Source organism: Phycisphaerales bacterium (assembly GCA_040221175.1).
Taxonomy (GTDB): domain Bacteria; phylum Planctomycetota; class Phycisphaerae; order Phycisphaerales; family UBA1924; genus JAHCJI01.
The window spans coordinates 169,801-188,252 of the sequence record JAVJVK010000001.1 but is presented as its reverse complement, the minus strand read 5'-3'; the positions used below and the strand labels follow the sequence as shown (position 1 = coordinate 188,252).

15 protein-coding genes and 1 rRNA gene are annotated in these 18,452 nt (G+C 66.5%); 4 read left to right on the top strand and 12 right to left on the bottom strand.

The window, feature by feature from the left end:
* Positions 1–39 precede the first annotated feature (39 nt).
* Entirely contained in the window at positions 40–1,860 is a 1,821-nt protein-coding gene (dnaG, locus tag RIE32_00840) for a DNA primase (GenBank protein MEQ9094788.1), read from the bottom strand.
* A gap of 94 nt (positions 1,861–1,954) precedes the next feature.
* Between dnaG and RIE32_00835 the strand changes: the two genes are divergently transcribed.
* The 4 genes from RIE32_00835 to clpX all read left to right on the top strand — a co-directional run bounded on the left by RIE32_00835 (position 1,955) and on the right by clpX (position 4,863).
* Entirely contained in the window at positions 1,955–2,227 is a 273-nt protein-coding gene (locus RIE32_00835; GenBank protein MEQ9094787.1) for an acylphosphatase, read from the top strand.
* Between the two features lie 78 nt (positions 2,228–2,305).
* Positions 2,306–3,088, top strand: coding sequence for a hypothetical protein (locus RIE32_00830; protein MEQ9094786.1), 783 nt, complete (start codon positions 2,306–2,308; stop codon positions 3,086–3,088).
* Complete coding sequence (locus tag RIE32_00825; protein MEQ9094785.1) at positions 3,079–3,432, top strand: hypothetical protein; 354 nt, start codon at positions 3,079–3,081, stop codon at positions 3,430–3,432. The genes RIE32_00830 and RIE32_00825 overlap by 10 nt, the downstream gene beginning before the upstream one ends.
* A gap of 108 nt (positions 3,433–3,540) precedes the next feature.
* Positions 3,541–4,863 carry an ATP-dependent Clp protease ATP-binding subunit ClpX gene (gene clpX / locus RIE32_00820; protein ID MEQ9094784.1) on the top strand — a complete coding sequence of 441 codons (1,323 nt, stop codon included), beginning with the start codon at positions 3,541–3,543 and terminating at the stop codon, positions 4,861–4,863.
* A gap of 66 nt (positions 4,864–4,929) precedes the next feature.
* On the opposite strand, the gene RIE32_00815 is transcribed toward clpX, so the two are convergent.
* From RIE32_00815 to RIE32_00765, 11 genes are all read right to left on the bottom strand, one after another.
* Positions 4,930–6,282 carry a hypothetical protein gene (locus tag RIE32_00815; protein ID MEQ9094783.1) on the bottom strand — a complete coding sequence of 451 codons (1,353 nt, stop codon included), beginning with the start codon at positions 6,280–6,282 and terminating at the stop codon, positions 4,930–4,932.
* A 58-nt stretch (positions 6,283–6,340) separates the two neighbouring features.
* Positions 6,341–7,735, bottom strand: a complete 1,395-nt coding sequence (locus tag RIE32_00810) for an AAA family ATPase (protein MEQ9094782.1) — start codon at positions 7,733–7,735, stop codon at positions 6,341–6,343.
* 182 nt (positions 7,736–7,917) lie between these two features.
* On the bottom strand, positions 7,918–9,096 hold the full coding sequence (locus tag RIE32_00805; GenBank protein MEQ9094781.1) for a 3-dehydroquinate synthase family protein: 1,179 nt from the start codon (positions 9,094–9,096) through the stop codon (positions 7,918–7,920).
* Positions 9,093–9,578 carry a ribosome silencing factor gene (gene rsfS, locus RIE32_00800; GenBank protein MEQ9094780.1) on the bottom strand — a complete coding sequence of 162 codons (486 nt, stop codon included), beginning with the start codon at positions 9,576–9,578 and terminating at the stop codon, positions 9,093–9,095. Before rsfS ends, RIE32_00805 begins: the two co-directional genes overlap by 4 nt.
* Positions 9,579–9,903: 325 nt before the next feature.
* Positions 9,904–11,377, bottom strand: a 16S ribosomal RNA gene (locus RIE32_00795).
* A gap of 410 nt (positions 11,378–11,787) precedes the next feature.
* Entirely contained in the window at positions 11,788–12,681 is an 894-nt protein-coding gene (locus RIE32_00790; GenBank protein ID MEQ9094779.1) for a hypothetical protein, read from the bottom strand.
* 5 nt (positions 12,682–12,686) lie between these two features.
* Positions 12,687–13,859 carry a protein arginine kinase gene (locus RIE32_00785; protein ID MEQ9094778.1) on the bottom strand — a complete coding sequence of 391 codons (1,173 nt, stop codon included), beginning with the start codon at positions 13,857–13,859 and terminating at the stop codon, positions 12,687–12,689.
* Entirely contained in the window at positions 13,856–14,446 is a 591-nt protein-coding gene (locus RIE32_00780) for a UvrB/UvrC motif-containing protein (protein ID MEQ9094777.1), read from the bottom strand. Before RIE32_00780 ends, RIE32_00785 begins: the two co-directional genes overlap by 4 nt.
* A gap of 124 nt (positions 14,447–14,570) precedes the next feature.
* A complete protein-coding gene (gene rpmB, locus RIE32_00775) occupies positions 14,571–14,849 on the bottom strand; it encodes a 50S ribosomal protein L28 (protein ID MEQ9094776.1) in 279 nt (92 codons plus the stop codon).
* Between the two features lie 116 nt (positions 14,850–14,965).
* Positions 14,966–16,180, bottom strand: coding sequence for a DegT/DnrJ/EryC1/StrS family aminotransferase (locus tag RIE32_00770; GenBank protein ID MEQ9094775.1), 1,215 nt, complete (start codon positions 16,178–16,180; stop codon positions 14,966–14,968).
* Between the two features lie 61 nt (positions 16,181–16,241).
* A complete protein-coding gene (locus tag RIE32_00765; protein ID MEQ9094774.1) occupies positions 16,242–17,972 on the bottom strand; it encodes a DnaA/Hda family protein in 1,731 nt (576 codons plus the stop codon).
* Positions 17,973–18,452 lie beyond the last annotated feature (480 nt).

Sequence of the window (18,452 nt, the reverse complement as noted above, 5' to 3'; positions counted from 1 at the left end):
CCACCACCGCAAACACCCAAGTCGTGGCCCGAGAACACCCTACGACGGGCGAGCGATGCGGCCCGGATCGTGCTGAAAGCGGGCCAGTTGCTCCCGGCGGGCCCGAATCCGCTCGAACGGGTCCACCTCCTGGCTCGTCTGGCGACCCAGGATCTGACGCATGAGCCCGGCCACCAAAGGCCCCAGGGCGCCATCCGCATCGCCTCCGCCCCCGCCATCGCTCGACAGGAGCGAACCGCGCTCGGCCCACGCCACCAGCGTGCTGGCCCACTGGAAGGCATCTTCCTCCAGAACCCCTCGCAGCACGGCCATCGAGATGGCTTCCCCCTCGGCGGCAAGGTGATCCACGGCCGCCGCGACGGGCTCGCTCGGACCGCCGGCAACGGCATCGCGGAGCATGATGGCATCGTCCTCACTCAGCAATCCCCATGCCTTGGGTTCCAGGAGAACCACGCCCAGCAGGCGATCCGCCGCCGACATCGCCGCCGAACGGCCTCCCGGCTCCACGGAAGAGCCATCCGTCCCCGCGGCCCGGGCGCGGCGAGGCACGCTCAAGGCCAGTTCACGCAGGCGATACTGGTCCAGACCGCTCAGGTTGCCAAGTTGTGCCAGAATCCTGTCCTGCCTTGCCGGCTCGATCTGGCGCAAGCCGTGCTCGCCCAGCCATCGCACCTCGTCCTCCACGCCCTTCAGCAACGCGGAGCGGCCCTGGCCGGCAAGTCGCTGCCTCAATCGCTCGAACCGAAACGTCAGCAGATCAGCGGCCGAGCGCACCATGGTGGCAAACCGATCCTTGCCGCCCGGCTGCTTCAGCAGATCATCGGGGTCCTTCGCATCGTCGCTCTCGCCCAGGATCGCGATCTGCACGTCCAGCGGCTCGGCAAACAACACGCCCACCGCACGGTCGGCCGCCGTGAGACCCGCCTCGTCGCCATCAAACAGCAACACCACCCGGCTGCACAAGCGCCGGAGCAGCGCCGCGTGCTCGGCCGTAAATGCCGTTCCGAGCGTGGCCACCGTATTGGTGAATCCGGCCTGGTGGCAGGCGATGGTGTCGGTGTACCCCTCCGTCACGATGCAGAAGCCGGCCTGACGGATGCCGGCATTAGCCTTCCAGAGACCGTACAAGACGCCCGACTTCTTGAAGACCGGGCTCTCGGGGCTGTTCAGGTACTTGGCGGGGTCATCGTCGTTGAGCCGCCGACCGCCGAAGGCGATCACACGCCCCCCCTGATCGTGGATAGGGAACATCAGCCGGTTACGGAACACGTCGTAGTGTCCGCCGCCCTGTTCGCGAGCCTTGACGAGTTGGGCCGCGGCAAAGGCCTCCACGGGCCGCTTCGCACGGAGCACCGACTGCACCAACCCGTCCCAGCCCTCCGGGGCGGCGCCGATGCCAAAGGCCTCGACCATTTCGGGCGAAATGCCCCGGCGCTCGATCATCGCTCGGGCTGTTTGCCCCGCTCGTGGATCGACCAGCGATCGCCGGAAGTAGTCCTGCGCGAAGGCGTTGGCTTCCAGCGCGCTGGTGCGTTCGCTCCGCCCAGGCCCCGATGGCGCTCGACGCCCTTTGGGCGTGAGTTCCACGCCGGCGACCTCGGCCAGGTGCTCCAGGGCCTGCGGAAACTCCACGCCGTCGTACTTCTGGACAAACGACAGCGCATCACCACCCGCCCCGCAGGCGAAGCACTTGAAAATCTGCTTGGCCGGCGACACGAACATCGAGGGCGAGCGATCATCGTGGAACGGGCACAGCCCGACCCACTCGCGGCCCTTCTCGCGAAGCTCCACCCGCTCGCGGACGACCCGCACGATGTCGGTGGCCGCCAAGACCCGCTCGATGTCCCCTCGATCGCTCATGGCACTCCGTTGCTCGCCTCGCGCCCTACACGATACGCCATTCATCCGCCGGCCACGGCCACCCGGCCCACGCAGCATGGATACGCTGTCCATCATGGCGATCCGAACGGCGGTGCGCTATCTCGGGCAGGTGCAGGGCGTGGGCTTTCGAGCGACCGCCAGGTCCATTGCCCAGCCGCGACCCGTGACGGGTCTGGTTCGCAACGAGCCTGACGGCACGGTCTGGCTCGAAGCGCAGGGCCAGCCGCAAGACGTCCAGGGCTTCCTGGACGCCCTCTCGCAGGCGATGCACGGTCGCATCGCCCAGGCCAACCATCACGACCAGCCGGTCCGTGATGGCGAGGAAGGGTTTCGCATCGTCCACTGATCGACGCTCTCCGTCCGAGCCGGGCGCCTCCGGGCGTCGACATCCTGCCCCGCACGTCGGATCGAAGGAATGACCAACATGCCCATCGACACCCAGGCCATCGAAAGCTACAAGGCGCTCTGCTCGGACATGTACGTCAACCTCAAGCTCGCATTCCATAGCGAGATCGACGCCACGCGCCAGGTCACCGTCGAGCTGTTCGACCGCCTCCGCAAGGAATTCCCCGCCCTGCAGACCTTCCGGCACGTGCAGGGAGAACTCGCCCTCGAATCAGCGCCGGGCGTGACCCCGCAGCACTGGGTCGCCGTTCGGGGCAACTGCGTGCGCGCCGGCGCCGTGAACCCCGAGTCCTTCCAACAGGCCTACCAGCTCCACGCCGCCGTGCTCGAACTGGCCCCGTACTACCTGGGCATCAACCCGCTGGACATCGACTACTACGAAACGCTCTTCGGCTTCGACATCGATGCGCCTGGCGACCACGACCGCATCGTGTTCGAGTCGCTCCTGCGAGGCTCGCCGCTGGCAAGCCTCGTGGAAGACATGGACGCCGCGCCCATCGACGCCCAGCCCATCCTGGGCGTCGCCCTCCGAGGGAACGGCATCCCCAATCGGAGCGAGGCCTATTTCGAGATCAAGACCCGGCCTGCCCCCAATCCCGGCCTTGGCCCCGAAGGCGAGCCCATCAGCGTCTATCTCACGGTCCGGCGGCATGGTCCGATGGACGACGTCACGACGCCCAAGCTGGAGTTCTCAGACCTGGGCCGTTGCGGCGAGCGCATCATCGAGATGTCGGTCATGCCGCGGCTGATCCAGCCCATCCGCTCCTTCATCGCCTCGGGCGGGGCCAGCGCATGGGGTTGATCGCACAGGCATGGCTCGGCCAGGCCTCGGGCAGCGGAGACACCGGTCAACTGCTCGTCTGGATCGGGGCGCTCATCGTGGCCGTGGTTATCGGTACCGTTGCGCTCCTGATGATCCGCCGACGCATGATCGGGCAGCGGCTCGAAGATCGCCACGCCTTTTCGACGATGGAGGAGATGCGGTCGATGGTGGACCGCGGGGAGATGTCCCAGGAAGAGTACGAGCAGGTCCGAAAAGCCATGATCGCCAGGGTCAAGGCCGAACCCAAGCCGACCGGAACATCCAGCCGGGGTTCGGGAGTTGGTGATGCGGACCGAGAAACCGACCCGCCCCGCGGCCGGTAGAGAAAAACACGCACGACAACGCCTCTTTTGCATCCAGATGGGTGAGGAACGCGTCGATACAGTCCTGACGCTGGGCACGGGGCCCGGCCGGGACGCAGTGGGAAGAGCATGGCAAAGAACACCCGAGACGGCGGAAACGACCTCAGCAAGACCAAGCCGGGCGGCGGCGATGACGGCTTCAAGGGACGCCGCGTCACCACCTGCTCGTTCTGCGGCAAGTCCAGCCGAGAGGTCGGACCCATGGTGGAAGGGCCGGGGCAGGTCTATATCTGCAACCCCTGCACCGACCTGTGCCTGAACATCTTCCGCCAGGAGCGCCGAAAGGTCTCGGCGGTCGGCAGCGCATTGGGTGAGGTGCCCACACCCCGCAACATCACCGAGTTCCTCGACCAGTACGTCATCGGCCAGGAACAGGCCAAGAAGACGCTGGCCGTCGCCGTGCACACGCACTACAAGCGGCTGCTGCACCTGGAGAGCAACGACACCTCGGTCGAACTCGACAAGAGCAACATCCTGCTCATCGGCCCCACCGGCAGCGGCAAGACGCTGCTGGCGCGCACGCTGGCGCGGATGCTGAAGGTGCCCTTCGCCATCGGCGACGCCACCACGCTGACCGAGGCTGGCTACGTGGGTGAAGACGTCGAGAACCTGCTGCTCAAGCTGCTCCAGGCCGCCGACTTCGACCTGGACGCCGCCCAGCGGGGCATCATCTACATCGACGAGATCGACAAGATCGGCAAGACCAGCCAGAACGTCTCGATCACGCGCGACGTCTCGGGCGAGGGCGTCCAGCAGAGCCTGCTCAAGATGCTCGAGGGCACCGTGGCCAACGTGCCCCCGCAGGGCGGCCGCAAGCACCCCGAGCAGCAGTACATCCAGGTCGACACCAGCAACATCCTGTTCATCTGCGGCGGGTCGTTCCAGGGCCTGGAAGACATCATCCGCCGCCGCGTCGGCCGCAGCCGCATCGGCTTCGGCACCGGCGAGGACGCCACCCAGGTCGGCGAGCGCAGCGGCGCCTTGCTGGCCCAGGCGACCACCGAGGACGTCATCGAGTACGGCATGATCCCCGAGCTCGTCGGCCGCCTGCCGATCATCAGCCCGCTCATGCCGCTGACCCTGGACGTCATGATGACCGTGTTGACCCAGCCCAAGAACGCCCTGGTGCGTCAGTACCAGCACTTCTTCGATCTCGAGGGCGCCAAGCTGCAGTTCACCAAGGCAGCGCTCAAGGAGATCGCCAACCGGGCCCTCAAGCGTGACACCGGCGCCCGCGCCCTCCGCGGCGTCATGGAAGACCTCATGCTCGACCTGCTCTACGAGCTGCCCGAGCGTGACCACGAGGGCGACAAGTACGTCATCGACGTCGACGATCTCAAGGGCAAGATGACCCTCGACGACTTGCGGGTCGAGTCCAAGAAGACCGCCTGACGTTCAAACCCAAATCAAATCAGCCCGGACGAAGTCCGGGCTTTTTCATGCGCTCAGGATCGCGCCTCAGTTCAGATCGATCAGCACCGGCGCATTGGGTGCCGCTACGTGCAGCCGCAGTTCGCCCTGCGCCAGACCCAGCGCCCCTCGCGCATCGTCGAGCACCAGGTGTCGAACGCTGGGCAGGCCCGAGAGCCGCCGGCCCATGACCACCGCCACGAGTTCGGCGTGGTCGCGCAGCCAACTCGAAACCACGACCAGGTCTCGCACCGCCGCCGACGCTCGCTCGCTGTCGGCAGCCCACGCCACGGCGTGCAGGACGCCGCTTGCATCGACAGCCAGCTTCACGCCGTGTGCATATGGACACGACACCTCGACTGCCGCGAGCCCATCGGGCAGCGGTCGTGCGGCCGTTGGCTGATCGGGCCTTGCCTCGGCCATGTCGGCGCGCGGCGGCTCGGGCGTCGAAGCCTTGGGCCTCGCCTTGGACTTGGCGTGGGGAATCTCGCCGCCTTCGGCATCGAAGCCCACGGGCACCTGTGGTCGCCGTGGTTCGAAACCATCACCCGCGTCGGGCCGCGTGCGAACATCCGCGCCATCGCGACGCTCCAGCATGCGTCCAAGCAGGTCGGGCACGTCGGCCCATGCGGGCGGCTCGCCGTGATACAACTCGGTCGACGCACCAGCATCGATGCGGAGGACCGGCGGCTCGGCGTCGACCGACAAGCCAAGGAAACGCTGGGCCGCTTGCGCGAGCTTCGCCGCCGAGTCCGTCGCGACCGCCTCGGCCGCCCCCGCAACGGCAATCCGCATCGCCGGCCCGGGCACATCCGGTGGCAGGTCCTGCACGATGGCCTTGATGATCTGGTATGCGCCAACGATCGCCGGATCGTCGGCGCCCGCGAGGATCGTCATCGACGAGATCCGACACTCCCCGCCAATCCACCCCGCTTCGGCCTCGGGAAGGCGCACCAGCAAATCAACTTCCAGCCGGGCCAACCGCTCGATGGCGCGCCGCAGGTCCGTGTCGGCAGTTCCCTGCAAGCCCGATACGCCGAAGACCTCCAGCCGGGCCGACTCGTCGCCAAGCGTCAACAGGCCCAGAGGCCGACCAGTGTTGCGATGGCGGTCACGGGCGTACTGCGTCGCCCAACCCGGCGCATGCACGGGCAGATTGCCCAGCACCAGGAGCGACAGCGAGGGGCGGCCCGAATCCCCGGTTGGTTTGAGCTCGACCTGAGTCGACGGAGCAGGCGCCTCGTCGTCGTCGTTCATGCCGAGAAACAGCGCCGCCAGGTCGTCAGAGACGCCTTCGGGAGAATCGGCCCGGTCGTACGGGCCCGGACGCCGCTCGCCGCGCGTCTCGAACGCGGCCCCATTGCTCGAGCCGGGATACGTCGTCGACGATTGATCGGACATCCTGGTGCGCTCCGTCGCGTGTCCTGCCCAGAGATCCTCTCGGGCGTCGTGGCCTGCCCTACGCCGCAGGCTGCGGGTCGTCTCGGCCCGAGGACCCGACGTCGCGTCGCGGGTCGGGCACCTCGGCGATGCTGTTCGGCTCGCCGAACGGATTGGTCACGGCATCGGGATTGAACGGGTCCGCCGTCCAGAAGCCATCGACCACCAATCGATACGCGTGCCGCCCGGGAGGAAGTTCGAGCTTCCGGGCATGCACGCCCAACTTCGGATATCGGTCAAACCGGTGGCTCTGGGCCGACCAATTGTTGAACTCGCCCGCGACGGCCACGCCTCGGCCCAGCCCGATGGGCTGAACCAGCCACACGCCGCCCCGGACCGCATGGATGCCAAACGCCTCCGAACCGTGCTTTGGCAGCAGCAAACGCTCGAGTTCCAGGCTCGTGGGCTCCGGAGCCGTCGCCGCCGACACGGGAGCCTCGGCAGGACGCGCCTGGGCCTGTTCGGGTGGCGCCGGCCCCTCGATTTCCATCGTGCGGCGTGCTCGCTCGGCAACTTGGGCCACCGATTGCGAGGCCTCGACCGAAGGCTTGGCCTCCGCCCATGGTTCTGACGGCGGCGGCACGGGCGACCGAGAACCAGCCGCAAAGCCCGCCTCGCGCTGGGTGCCGCCCGATGCCTCGGGCACGTCCTGGCCCAGCACCCACTCGGCCAGTTGATCGTAATCCTGCGCAGCTTGGGACTGCGGGGCGTACTCGCCCACGGGCCGCCCGAACGTCGCGGCCTCCTTGACCTTGTCGTCCTTGTGGATGACCGTCGGGCACACCTGCGAACCAAAACGGCCGCGGAGTTGCTCGAGCAGTTCGCACGGCAACGCCGCATCGGGCTCATGGATGGTGGGGACGATCCAGTGCCTGGCCTGCCGTCCCAGACGCTGCCCCAAGCTGCGCAACGTAGCAACCTGCCGGCTGGCGCCCTGCTGGGAGAAGTAGCTCATCTCGACGGGAATCAGCACCTCGTCGGCCGCACACAGCGCGTTGTAGGTCAACAGGCCGATGGAAGGCGAGCAATCGATGATGGCAAAGTCATAGCCGTCCAGGCTCGAAACCACCTTGCCCAGCCGCTGTTCTTTGTCTTCCAGGGTGGCAAGGCCGCCGCGGCTCGCCTCGAGCCCGGCCAGCTTCATGCGACTCGGCAGAAGGTCGAGGTTCCTCCCGATGCGCCAGAGCAGCTTCGAACGGTCGAGCGAGGCGGGCGATCCGGCCAGCATGGCGTCGCCGACGTCGAGCTCGATATGCGCCTCCGGAATGGCAAGGCCGGCAGCGCAGTGGGATTGGGGATCCATGTCGACCAGGAGGACGCGCTTGCCACGGGCGGACAGTGCCCCCGACAGGCTGATGGCCGTGGTTGTCTTGCCACACCCACCCTTCTGATTGACGATCGCGATCGTGCGCATGGGGGCTCCTGCCCAGCGAATGCAGCGGATCGAACCCTGGCGCCATCAGCCAGCGACTACACCTCCCTCTGTCAACCCTTCCGGCCCGCGTTATCGGGATGTTCGCGAGAACGCCTCCAAAGATAGCGCCAGCCGCGACAACTTATCTAATTTGACACCAAATATGTCGCAAACACGACAATTCAGTCCGCCGAAAGCAGCGCACGCCATGCACGACCGAGCGGCTCATTGCCCGGGTCATCCCGCATCACCACGCCCGCTGGCGTCGGCAGCACGAGCCGCAACTGGCCGCCACTGGCCTTCTTGTCCTGCCGCATCGCCGCCATCAGCGTGTTGAAGCTCGGACTCGACGAGAGCCTGCCGGGCAGGCCAGCCGAGGCGACGGTCCGGCGGATCGCATCGGTCAAGTCCGCCGATCCAAGGCCAAGCTTTTCCGCCAGCACCGCCGCAGCGATGAGCCCGAGACCAACAGCCTCGCCGTGCTCGGGATGGACTTCGTGGCCGTCGACCAGAACCCGGGTTTGCCCACAGCCCTCGATCGCGTGGGCAAACGTGTGCCCAAGGTTCAGGGCTCGGCGGCCGGCGTTCGCGCCCGTGGCCAGTTCACGTTCGTCGCCTGCAACCACGCCCGCCTTCAGCTCAACGCTGGCGCGAACCAGCGAAACAAGCGCCTCCGGGTCACCCGCCAGCAACGTCGGCATGGCGGACAAGAGCTGTTCGAGGTGGAGCAGCCCCTCCCCCCTCTCGCCGGCGATCACGGCATGCTTGATGCACTCGGCCAGGCCGCCTCGGAGATGGCGAGGCGGGAGCGATTGCAACGCATCGACATCGGCAACCACGAGCGAGGGCTGGTGGAAGGCACCGACCGCGTTCTTGAGCAACATGCCCTCGCCCGAGATCTCGGCGTGGAGATTCACCGCGGTCTTCCCGCCTACCGACGCATCGACCATTGCCAGGAGCGTGGTCGGGCATTGCACGACGCGGACTCCACGTCGATGGAGCGACGCCGCGAGCCCGCCAACATCGCCCAGGATGCCACCCCCCATCACGACCACCAGGTCCGACCGCTCGAGTGAGGCCCCAGCCATCTCCACCAGCATGCGCTCCAGCGTCGCGATGGTCTTTGAACCTTCGTCGAGCCGAAGCACCGTTCGCGTGACGGCCGCCGACCCCAGCGACCCCACCGCCACTTCGCGCGTCTTCTCAGGAACGCCGGAGTCTTCGAACACGTGGATCCGCTGGGGGTTGAGCCCGGCTTCGTGGCACCAGCCGCCGAGCTCTGCTAGAAGGCCCCTGCCCACGAGCACGTCATAACCATCACCAGCCGTCGACACGTGCACCGTGGACGGTGAGCCCGTCATTGCGGGAAACGCTCGTCGGGCCTGAGGCCGGCGCGATTTCGATCGATCTGATCGGGCCGGGCCCACGAGACCTCGGTCGCGTCCGGATACAGACTCTCGACGTCGTAGTGCGCCCGCGTGTTGGGTTCGAAGATGTGCAGCACGACGTCGACGAAGTCTGCCAGCAGCCAGGTCGAACGCTCGTCGCGCGCCTGCCGAACCGCCGGCATGCCCGACTCGTCCGCGAGTTCCATCGCATGATCGAGCACTGCGCCCATCTGCCGATCACTGGTGCCCGACGCGATGATGATGTAGTCCGTGACGGGGCTCTGCCCCGAGACGTCGAGCACCACGACGCCCTCGCACTTGTCGTCGCTGAGCATGCGCGCCAGATCGATCGCGAGCGTCTTGGCGTCGTCGTGGCTTCCCCGTCGCGTGGCGGATTGCGAATCAAGCTTGATCTGCGAGCGATCTTCGGATGGCGTGGGCTGGTCTGGGTTCATGTGTTCCTGGAAGCGTAGGAATGTGCGTCGAGACTGGTCGCGCGATGTTGAATGTCGATCGGCCAATGGGTGCGGCCGCACCGATTCCGGTGAGGAATGGTGTGCGGCCAAAAGAAAACGGCCCGGATTGCTCCGGGCCGTTTCAAGTCCAAAGCGGTCGAGATATTCCTCGCCAGCCGTCACCGGCTGGCTCGTCGCGTTGTTGCGGATTGCTCCGCAGCGGTGCGAACGAGAGTGTACTGACGATTTTGATCGCTCGCTGGAGTTCGCACTCCGTGGGTTGCCCTGGTCAAAGGCGACCCGCGAGTCTAAGGAAATCCCTTAGAAAGGAGGTGATCCAGCCGCAGGTTCTCCTACGGCTACCTTGTTACGACTTAGTCCCAGTTACCGAACTCGCCGTAGGCACCACTGAATCGTGGCGACTTCGGGCGCTCCCGGCTTCCATGACTTGACGGGCGGTGTGTACAAGGCTCAGGAACGTATTCACCGGAGCGTAGCTGATCTCCGATTACTAGCGATTCCGGCTTCATGCAGGCGAGTTGCAGCCTGCAATCCGAACTGGGGCGTGCTTTTTGCGATTTGCATACCTTCGCAGGTTAGCATCGCTCTGTACACGCCATTGTAGCACGTTTGCATCCCTGGGCGTAAGGGCCATGAGGACTTGACGTCATCCCCACCTTCCTCCGGTTTGACACCGGCAGTCTCGTTAGAGTCCTCGCCATAACGCGTTAGTAACTAACGATAGGGGTTGCGCTCGTTAAGGGACTTAACCCGACACTTCACAGCACGAGCTGACGACAGCCATGCAGCACCTGTGCACGTTCCACCCTTGCGGGCGTGGCTCTGCTTTCACAGAGTTAATCCGTGCATGTCAAACCCAGGTAAGGTTCTTCGCGTTGCCTCGAATTAAGCAACATGCTCCACCGCTTGTGTGAGCCCCCGTCAATTCCTTTGAGTTTTAGCCTTGCGACCGTACTCCCCAGGCGGCACACTTAACGCTTTCGCTTCGACCGGAAAAGGGTCAGACCTCCTCCGATCTAGTGTGCATCGTTTACGGCGTGGACTACCAGGGTATCTAATCCTGTTTGCTCCCCACGCTTTCGTGCATGAGCGTCAGGACAGGCCCAGGGTGCCGCCTTCGCCTTCGGCATTCCTGTCGATATCTACGCATTTCACCGCTCCACCGACAGTTCTGCACCCCCCTACCTGCCTCAAGACCAACGGTTCGCCCCGCAATTCCCCGGTTGAGCCGGGGCATTTCACGGGACGCCTGAAGGTCCGCCTGCGCACGCTTTAAGCCCAGTGATTCCGATTAACGCTTGGGCCACTCGTCTTACCGCGGCTGCTGGCACGAGTTTAGCCGGCCCTTCCTCTGGCCCTGATCGTTGGTTCTAGGGCCTGACAGTGGTTTACGACGCAGAGCGCCTTCATCCCACACGCGGCATTGCTCCGTCACGCTTTCGCGCATTGCGGAAGATTCGTCGCTGCAGCCTCCCGTAGGAGTCCGGGCAGTGTCTCAGTCCCGATGCGGCGGGCCATGCTCTCACACCCGCTACCCGTCTTCGGCTTGGTGAGCCGTTACCTCACCAACAACCTGATAGGACGATCGCCGCTCCCAACTTCCTCCGTAGAGCACATGGGGTATTACCGCCGGTTTCCCGACGCTATCCCCCACATTGGGGTACGTTCGATCGCGTTACTCGCCCTTTCGCCGGTGTCCCCCGAAGGTTCTCCCAGACTTGCATGCTTTAGCCATGCCGCCAGCGTTCAATCTGAGCCAGGATCAAACTCTTCAATTGAAGCGACAACCGAGCTTTCACCCGATTGCCGACAATCTCAGAATGATCCGTTGTAACCGCTGCAACCCGAACAGTCAAAGCCTGTCAGGCGGCAGCGGCCGGTCATTCTCGCGATCACAAGTGATCACGAGCCGTCGTCGGCAAAGACGACGGTCTAGTTGGCGTACTCAAATTCATCACGAGAGTGCGCCAACGACCAGGATCTGTGCATCCTGGCCACCGGTTTGACCGGCCTTGCCAACCCCGGGTCGGGGTCTGCGGGTGATGATCCGCATCGGCAAAGCCTCACACTCTCGAGGGCATCTCGACCGCTTAGATTTCAAAGAGCGTTGGGTTCGACTCGCATCCGCTTGCCGGCCCCGGTTCCCGCTGCCGGCCGTGGCCGAAGCGGTGGAGATAATACACCTCTCTCAGCCTGCGTCAAGCGTCGAAGCTTCCATTGCTCCACTTTTTTTGGGACCCGCACGCCCAGACACCCGTGCAGGGCCCTCTGCGGTCCGTACGAGCGGGAGAACGCCCCCGCTATCGACGCCCCGACGACCAGGCTCGGCCAGCGCAATGCACGCTGCCAGGACCACGGGCTCGGCCTTCGAGCCACTCAGCGACCGGATCGCCCGGCAAGCCTCGGCCAGCGTCGCCCCGGTCGTGCTCACGTCGTCGACCAGCACCACCACCCGGACACCCTGAAGCGCCTCAGCGGGCACGACAGCACGCATGGCGCGGTGCAGGTTCCGCTTGCGGGCCGCGGCCGAAAGCCCGGTCTGGGCCGGCCGATGGCGACGCGTGAGTAGTTTCCGGTAGGGCAGCCCCGATCCGCGAGAGACCGCCCGAGCAAGGCACGTGGCGTGGTCGATGCCCCGGCTTGCACGGCGCCAGAAGCTCATGGGCACGGGCGTGACGATCGATCTGCCCAGCACCGCCCCCTCGGGCTCGCCAGCATGTCCAGCCACCAGTCGCAGCCTCTCGGTCACGGCGGCGCCCAGGGCCGTTCCGAGGTGTTCGCCCACCGCGTGCCAACGGTTGAACTTGAAGTCGTGCACCGCTTCCCGCAGCGCGTGATCGTATCGGCCCAGTCGCACGAGCCCGTCCCAAGGGATCTTCGCGCGGCGACACGCGCCGCACCGGCCGTCGACGAACTCCCCCGGCCCAACGCTGCGACCGCACCGGGCGCAGTACGCCTCGGGAGCATCGGCAACGAATCCGGATTGGTACAACGCTTCGAGCGGACCGGGCGTGTCGCTGAGCATCGCCCGCTCCACGCTGACCAGCCCCGCCCTCAGTTTGTCGACCGCGCCCCCTCGCATTCGACCTAGTCCGCGTCGCCCTGATCGGATCGATTGCCCGGACCGGCCGGGGGCTCAGGCTGGTCGGGGCGGATCAGCCGCGGCGTCGACCTTGGTGAGGCAAACGCCTCGCCGAGCTTCGCCCGCAACAACGACGCCCGAGCCTCGCGACGCTGGTCCTGCGTCAATTCCTGGCCGATGGCCATCTGGATGTGCGCCGGCTGCACGGCCACCAGCAGTTGATTGACCAACGGAAGTTCCAGGTTCGGAACGATCTTCAGCGCAATGCCAAGCCGCAAGCGACTCAGCAATTGCGTTGCTTCTTCGGTACTCAGCAATCTCGCGTGCAGCAGCACGCCCACGGCTCGCCATGTCTGGTCTTCGAGGCCGCGTCGCCCGCCACGCATCAGCCGATCGCGAGCATTGTGCTCATATGCGATGACCATGGGGATGATCTCAGACTCCATCTCTCGCAGCAGAACCGCCTCGCTCTTGCCGATCGTGGTCTGGTTGCTGATCTGATAGAAGTCGCCCGTCGCTTCGCTGCCCTCGCCGTACGAGCCGCGGACGGTGAGCCCAAGGTCGTCGGCGGCCCGCTTGACCTTCTCGATCTCACGCGTGATTTTGAGCGCAGGCAGGTGGAGCATGACGCTCAGGCGTACGCCCGTGCCGACGTTGGTGGGACACGCCGTCAGGTATCCGAAGCGAGGGCTGAACGCGTAGTCCACGCTCTGCTCGAGCGCATCGTCGGCCGCGTCGATCTCGCGCATGGCGCCCGAGAGGTCAAAGCCCCCCCGGATGACCTGGAGGCGAAGGTGATCCTCCTCGTTGATCATGATCGAAAGCCGACGCTCGGGCAGACCGATCGCAACCGCCCGCCCGTGCATCGGCTCGCCCGGCTTGCCCATGGCGTGCTGGCGGCTGATGAGTCGCTCTTCGACCAGCGACGCGCGATGGCCGGACGTGGTCGATGCCAGGTCGACCCATTCGACCTGCGGGCTCAATCGCGCCCCCAGCACCACCGGCTTCAGGCGCACCAGGACGGCCGTGCGCTCGCTCGCCGGCGCGCGATTAGGGAACCGAAAGCCCGCGATGTTGCGCGCCAGGCGAACACGCGACGAAACAACGACGTCGCCAGCGCGGCCGGCAACGGCCAACCAGTTGCCAGAGCCGCCGTGCTGCCCCTGGCCTTCCTTCATTCTGCGTCACCCGCCGCTTCACCCGAGCCGCCCGAGGGCCCCGGACCGCCTGTTTCACTGCTCGCTTCGGCTTCCAATCGCCGCAGTTCGTCCCGCAGCGCCGCCGCACGCTCGTACTGCTCCATCGCGATGGCTTCTTCGAGTTGCTTGCGCAGCAGCGCAACCCGCTCGGCCCGTTCTCGGGCGCCACCAAGCACACGCTCGATGGCGGCCTGATCACCCTCCCGGGCGGCCGCCAGCATGCGCTTGGGCGTTTTGCCGATATGGTGCGTGCCGCCCTGGTGGGCTCGCTCGATGAGCGGCGAGAGCTTGTCCTCGAATGCCTCGTAGCACGTCGGGCAGCCGAGTAGCCCGTGCTGGCGAAACGCGGCGAACGACAACCCGCAATTGCCGCACTTCAGACCCGACCCCTGCTGCTGCACGCTGAGCACCACCGAGGCGCTTCCCGCGGGCACCGATACGCTGGCGTGGCCCGTCAGGCCGACCTCGGCCGCATGGCGCTCGCACAGGCGGCGCACCATGACCTGTCCGTTGACGATCTGCGTCTCGTGGACGGTCGCTTCGGCATCGCAAAGGTCGCACTTCACGCTCGGTACCCCGGGCCGGCCGATAAGGGCGGGCTCAGTCGCATTCTACGGGCACGCGTGGGCGCGATGGGAAGCCCCCATGGGGCACGCCGCGGAAACACCGCCCGCGGCAGGAGCAACCGGCTCAGCCGCCGGCCTGTTCCTTCTGCTGGCGGGTGTAGCCGTACTTACGCTTCAGGGGCTTGACGACCAGGCCGCTCTTGATGGCCCGGGTGCTGGCCAGCACGCGCGTGGGCTTGCCGTCGATCACCGCGTGGACCTTCTGGAGGTTGGGCCGGAAGGTGCGGCGGGTGATGCCCGTGGTCTTGAGACCGAAACCACCCTTGGAGATCTTCGCGCCGCCGTAGGCCTTGGACTTGCCAAAGCGGGTCTTGCGTCCGGTAAAGTGGCATTCGTAGGGCATCGGGTCAATCCTCGGGCTCGATCCACGCGTACAGCCGGCCCTCTGGGCCCGGCGGGTCGAGATGGTAGGCCCACAGTGTGCCCCGAGGAAAGCCCCGGGCTCTACCGTTCGCGCCCTCACCCCCGCGCGAGATTCTCTCGCGAGAGCATCAGGCTCAGGGTCTGGGCCACCAGGTCGATGTCGCGCACCGTCAGGCCGCTGTGGAAGGGCAGGGCGATGGTGCGGTCCGACACGCTCTCGGCGATGGGGAAGGCCCCGCGCTCGAAGCCGAAGCGGCGGACGTACTCGGGCATGAGGTGGATGCTGGGGAAGTAGGGCGCACAGCCGACGTCGTGGTTGCGCAGGCCCTCGATGATGCGGTCGCGCTCCTCGGCGGTGTAGCCGCGCTCCAGCCGCACGGTGAACACGAACCAACTCATGCTCGTGCCGCTCTCGATGGTGGGCAGGATGATGCCGGGGATGCCCAGCAGGCGATCGAGGTACTCGCTGGCCACGCGGCGCCGGGCCTCCAGGATCTCGCCCAATCTCCGCATCTGCGCGACGCCCAGGGCACAGGCGATCTCGCTCAATCGATAGTTGTACCCCAGACGCTCGTGGCTGAGCCAGAGCCCCAGCCCGCTGTTGCCCTCCTGCGCCAGTTCGCTGGGCATCGATCGACCCTGGTTGCGCAGGCTCCGGCACAGCTCGGCCAGGTTCTGATCGTCGGTGACGATCATGCCGCCTTCGCCGGTGGTGATCTGCTTGTTGGGGTAGAAGCCGAACACCCCCACCCTGCCGAAGCTGCCACACTTGCGGCCCTTGTAGGTGGTTCCCAGGGCCTCGCAGCAGTCCTCGATGAGGTGGATCTCGTTCTTGTTGGCGATGGCCGCGTAGCGGTCCATGTGCGTCGGGTTGCCCAGGGCCTCGACGGCCAGGATGGCCTTGGTGCGCGGGCCGATGGCCTGCTCGACCTTGTCGGGGTCCATGTTGAGGCTTCGCGGGCAGATGTCCACGAACTTGGGCGTCGCGCCCACATAGAGGATGGCGTTGGCGCTGGCCACGAAGCTGAACGGCGTGGTGATGACCTCGTCGCCCGGCCCGATGCCCAGGGCCAGCAGCGCCAGGTGCAGCCCGCTGGTGCCGCTGTTGACCGCCACGCCGTGGTCGCAGCCGGCCGCTTCGCTGACCAGCGCCTCGAATGCCTCCTGCATGGGCCCGATGCTCAGGCGCCCGGAGCGCAGCGCGCGGACCACCGCATCGACCTCCAGGTCGGTGATGTCCGGAGCGCTGAGGGTGATCTCGGTGCCCGCCGAGGGCCGGCGGGAAGGCCTTGGATGATCGCTGGAATGCACGTGAACTCCCGTGTTTCTCGGTCGAAGCCTTGGCGGCCCTCCCGAGGGGAGTTTATCGCCCCTAGCGACGGATCCGCCTGGCCAGCGTGTCGGCGAGCTGGCCCACGGTCTGACCGTCGGCCTCGCACCCCACCGCCACGACCTCTTCATCGGCAATCTGCCGCTCGATGCGCCGAACGGCGGTGATGATCGACGAGTGGTTCGGCCGGCCCATGGCCGAGGCGATCTCGGGATAGCTCGCGGTGGTGAGCTGGCGGGAAATGATCGCCACGAGCGCCCGGGCGAGCACCACTCGGCGGTGGCGGCCCCGGCCGGAGAATTCGGCGCTGCCTACGCCCAGGTATCGGCAGACGCCCTCGATGACCGCATCCACGCGCACGGGGCCGGCCTTGGGCGTCGGGCGGTTTCGCAGGCCCAGGGCCTGGTGCACCGTCGACATGGCCACGGTATCGCCGGCTGGCGCATCGCCCACGCGCCCGAGCAGGTTGTGGAACGCGTCGACGCGGGCCATCGCACCCTCGATGTCGCGGAATGACCCGGCCGGCCGGTCTCCCGAGTCGTCGGCGGCGGCCTCGGCAATGGCGGCGACGACGTCGTCGCTCAGGGAGAGCCCGCGCTGGCGTGCCAGCTTGCGCACCATCGCCTCCCGCAGGGCCTGATCGGGCTCGCCCAGTTCGATGGTCAGGCCCGACAGCAGCCGGCTGACCAGTTGCTTGCCCAAGCCCTCGACCTGGCGCGGGTGCTCGTCGCTGGCCAGCGCCAGGCGGCAGCCGCCTTGCAGGATCTGGTCGAGCGTGTGGAGCAGTTCGGCCTTGGTCGCGTCCTTGGTGGCCAGAAAGTGCACGTCGTCCAGGCAGAGCAGTTCGACGCCGCGATACTTGTCGCGGAAGGCCTCGGTGCCGCCGGTGCGCAAAGCCGCGAGGAAGCCGTTGGTGAAGTGTTCGGCGGTGACGTACTTGGCCTTGCCCCCCGAACCCCGCAAGCTGTTGTACCGGTAGGCCATGCCGCGAAGCAGGTGGGTCTTGCCCAAGCCGCACCCACCGTGGAGGACCAGGAGATTGCCTGCGCGGGGCGTGCCGCTCGGGTCGCTGATCGACATGGCGGCCATGTGGGCCAGTTCGTTGCTGGCGCCAACGACGAAATCCTCGAGCCGGACGAAGCGGTCACTCTGGTGCCCGGACGGGGCGTGCGAGGGGTGGAGCTTGGCCTTGGCGGGCTCGGCCTTCGGGCGGACCACCTTGGTGGCCTTCTGCGGCCGGGCCGCAGGGAAGGCGGCGGGTCGATCGACGAAGCGGACGGATCCGCCGCCGGCAATCTCGACCAGGTGCTGGCGGAAGCGGCTCTCCACGATGGGCACCAGGAAGCGCGAGGCGACCACGACCTCGAGGCCGTCGTCGGTCCGCTCGAGCTTGGCCTGCCCCTGGAAGTACCGCTCGAAGGTCAGCGAGCCGACCTTGGCGGCAAGGAGTCGCTCGAGGTTCTGTTCGTTGGAAGCCCGGGCGGCCGGAGCCGGTGCCGGTGCCGGCTCGGAGCGATCATCGGCATCTCGGCCGGGATGAAGGCGTCGCGTGCGCACGCGCTCGCCGGCCGCATCTCGGCCGGGCGTGCGCGTGAGCACCCGCGCGTTTGGCCCCTGCTCGGGCTCGGCCGACACCAGGCCGAGCTTCGGTGCGTGGGCGTGTTGTTGACTTGCATGGCCGTTGCCGGTGCCGGCATGGACCCGAACCGGTCCATTGTCGCCCGATTTGGACTGTGGAGCGCGAACGCCTTGATCCCTGCTGGTCGCTGCCATGGCGAACCCTTCTGGCCGTCTCCTGGCCGCACGAACACCCCGCCACGGCCGCCTGGCCGAGACGCGTCCGGTCGTCCCATCGAGTCCATTCTCCGTGCGTGGTTGGTTCCCAGACCGCGCGTGCTCTCTCGCGCCTGTTTGATCCCTGGTCCGACGTTTGCTTGCGCCAGCACGATGCAACGATTCCCCACCGCGAACGCGTGGTTGTGTGCCTGCTGGCGAGAGGACCTGGAAGCTGTGGTCTACGAACCCCCCGACGCGACGCCATTCCTTCGACGCCACCACAAGGTATCCGCTTTGGCGCGCAAACGCTACCCAATTTGCGGCGCTTCGGGCAAATCGGAAGAACAAAACCCCGGTGTTCCAACGGTTTAGACCTTAAAGATTTCTTTATGCACAATCGGATCGCACGTTGTCAACATCGCGTGTGGACAAGCCGTGGAACAGCTTCGCGCCGTGGTGCGCAACCCCGTGCATCGC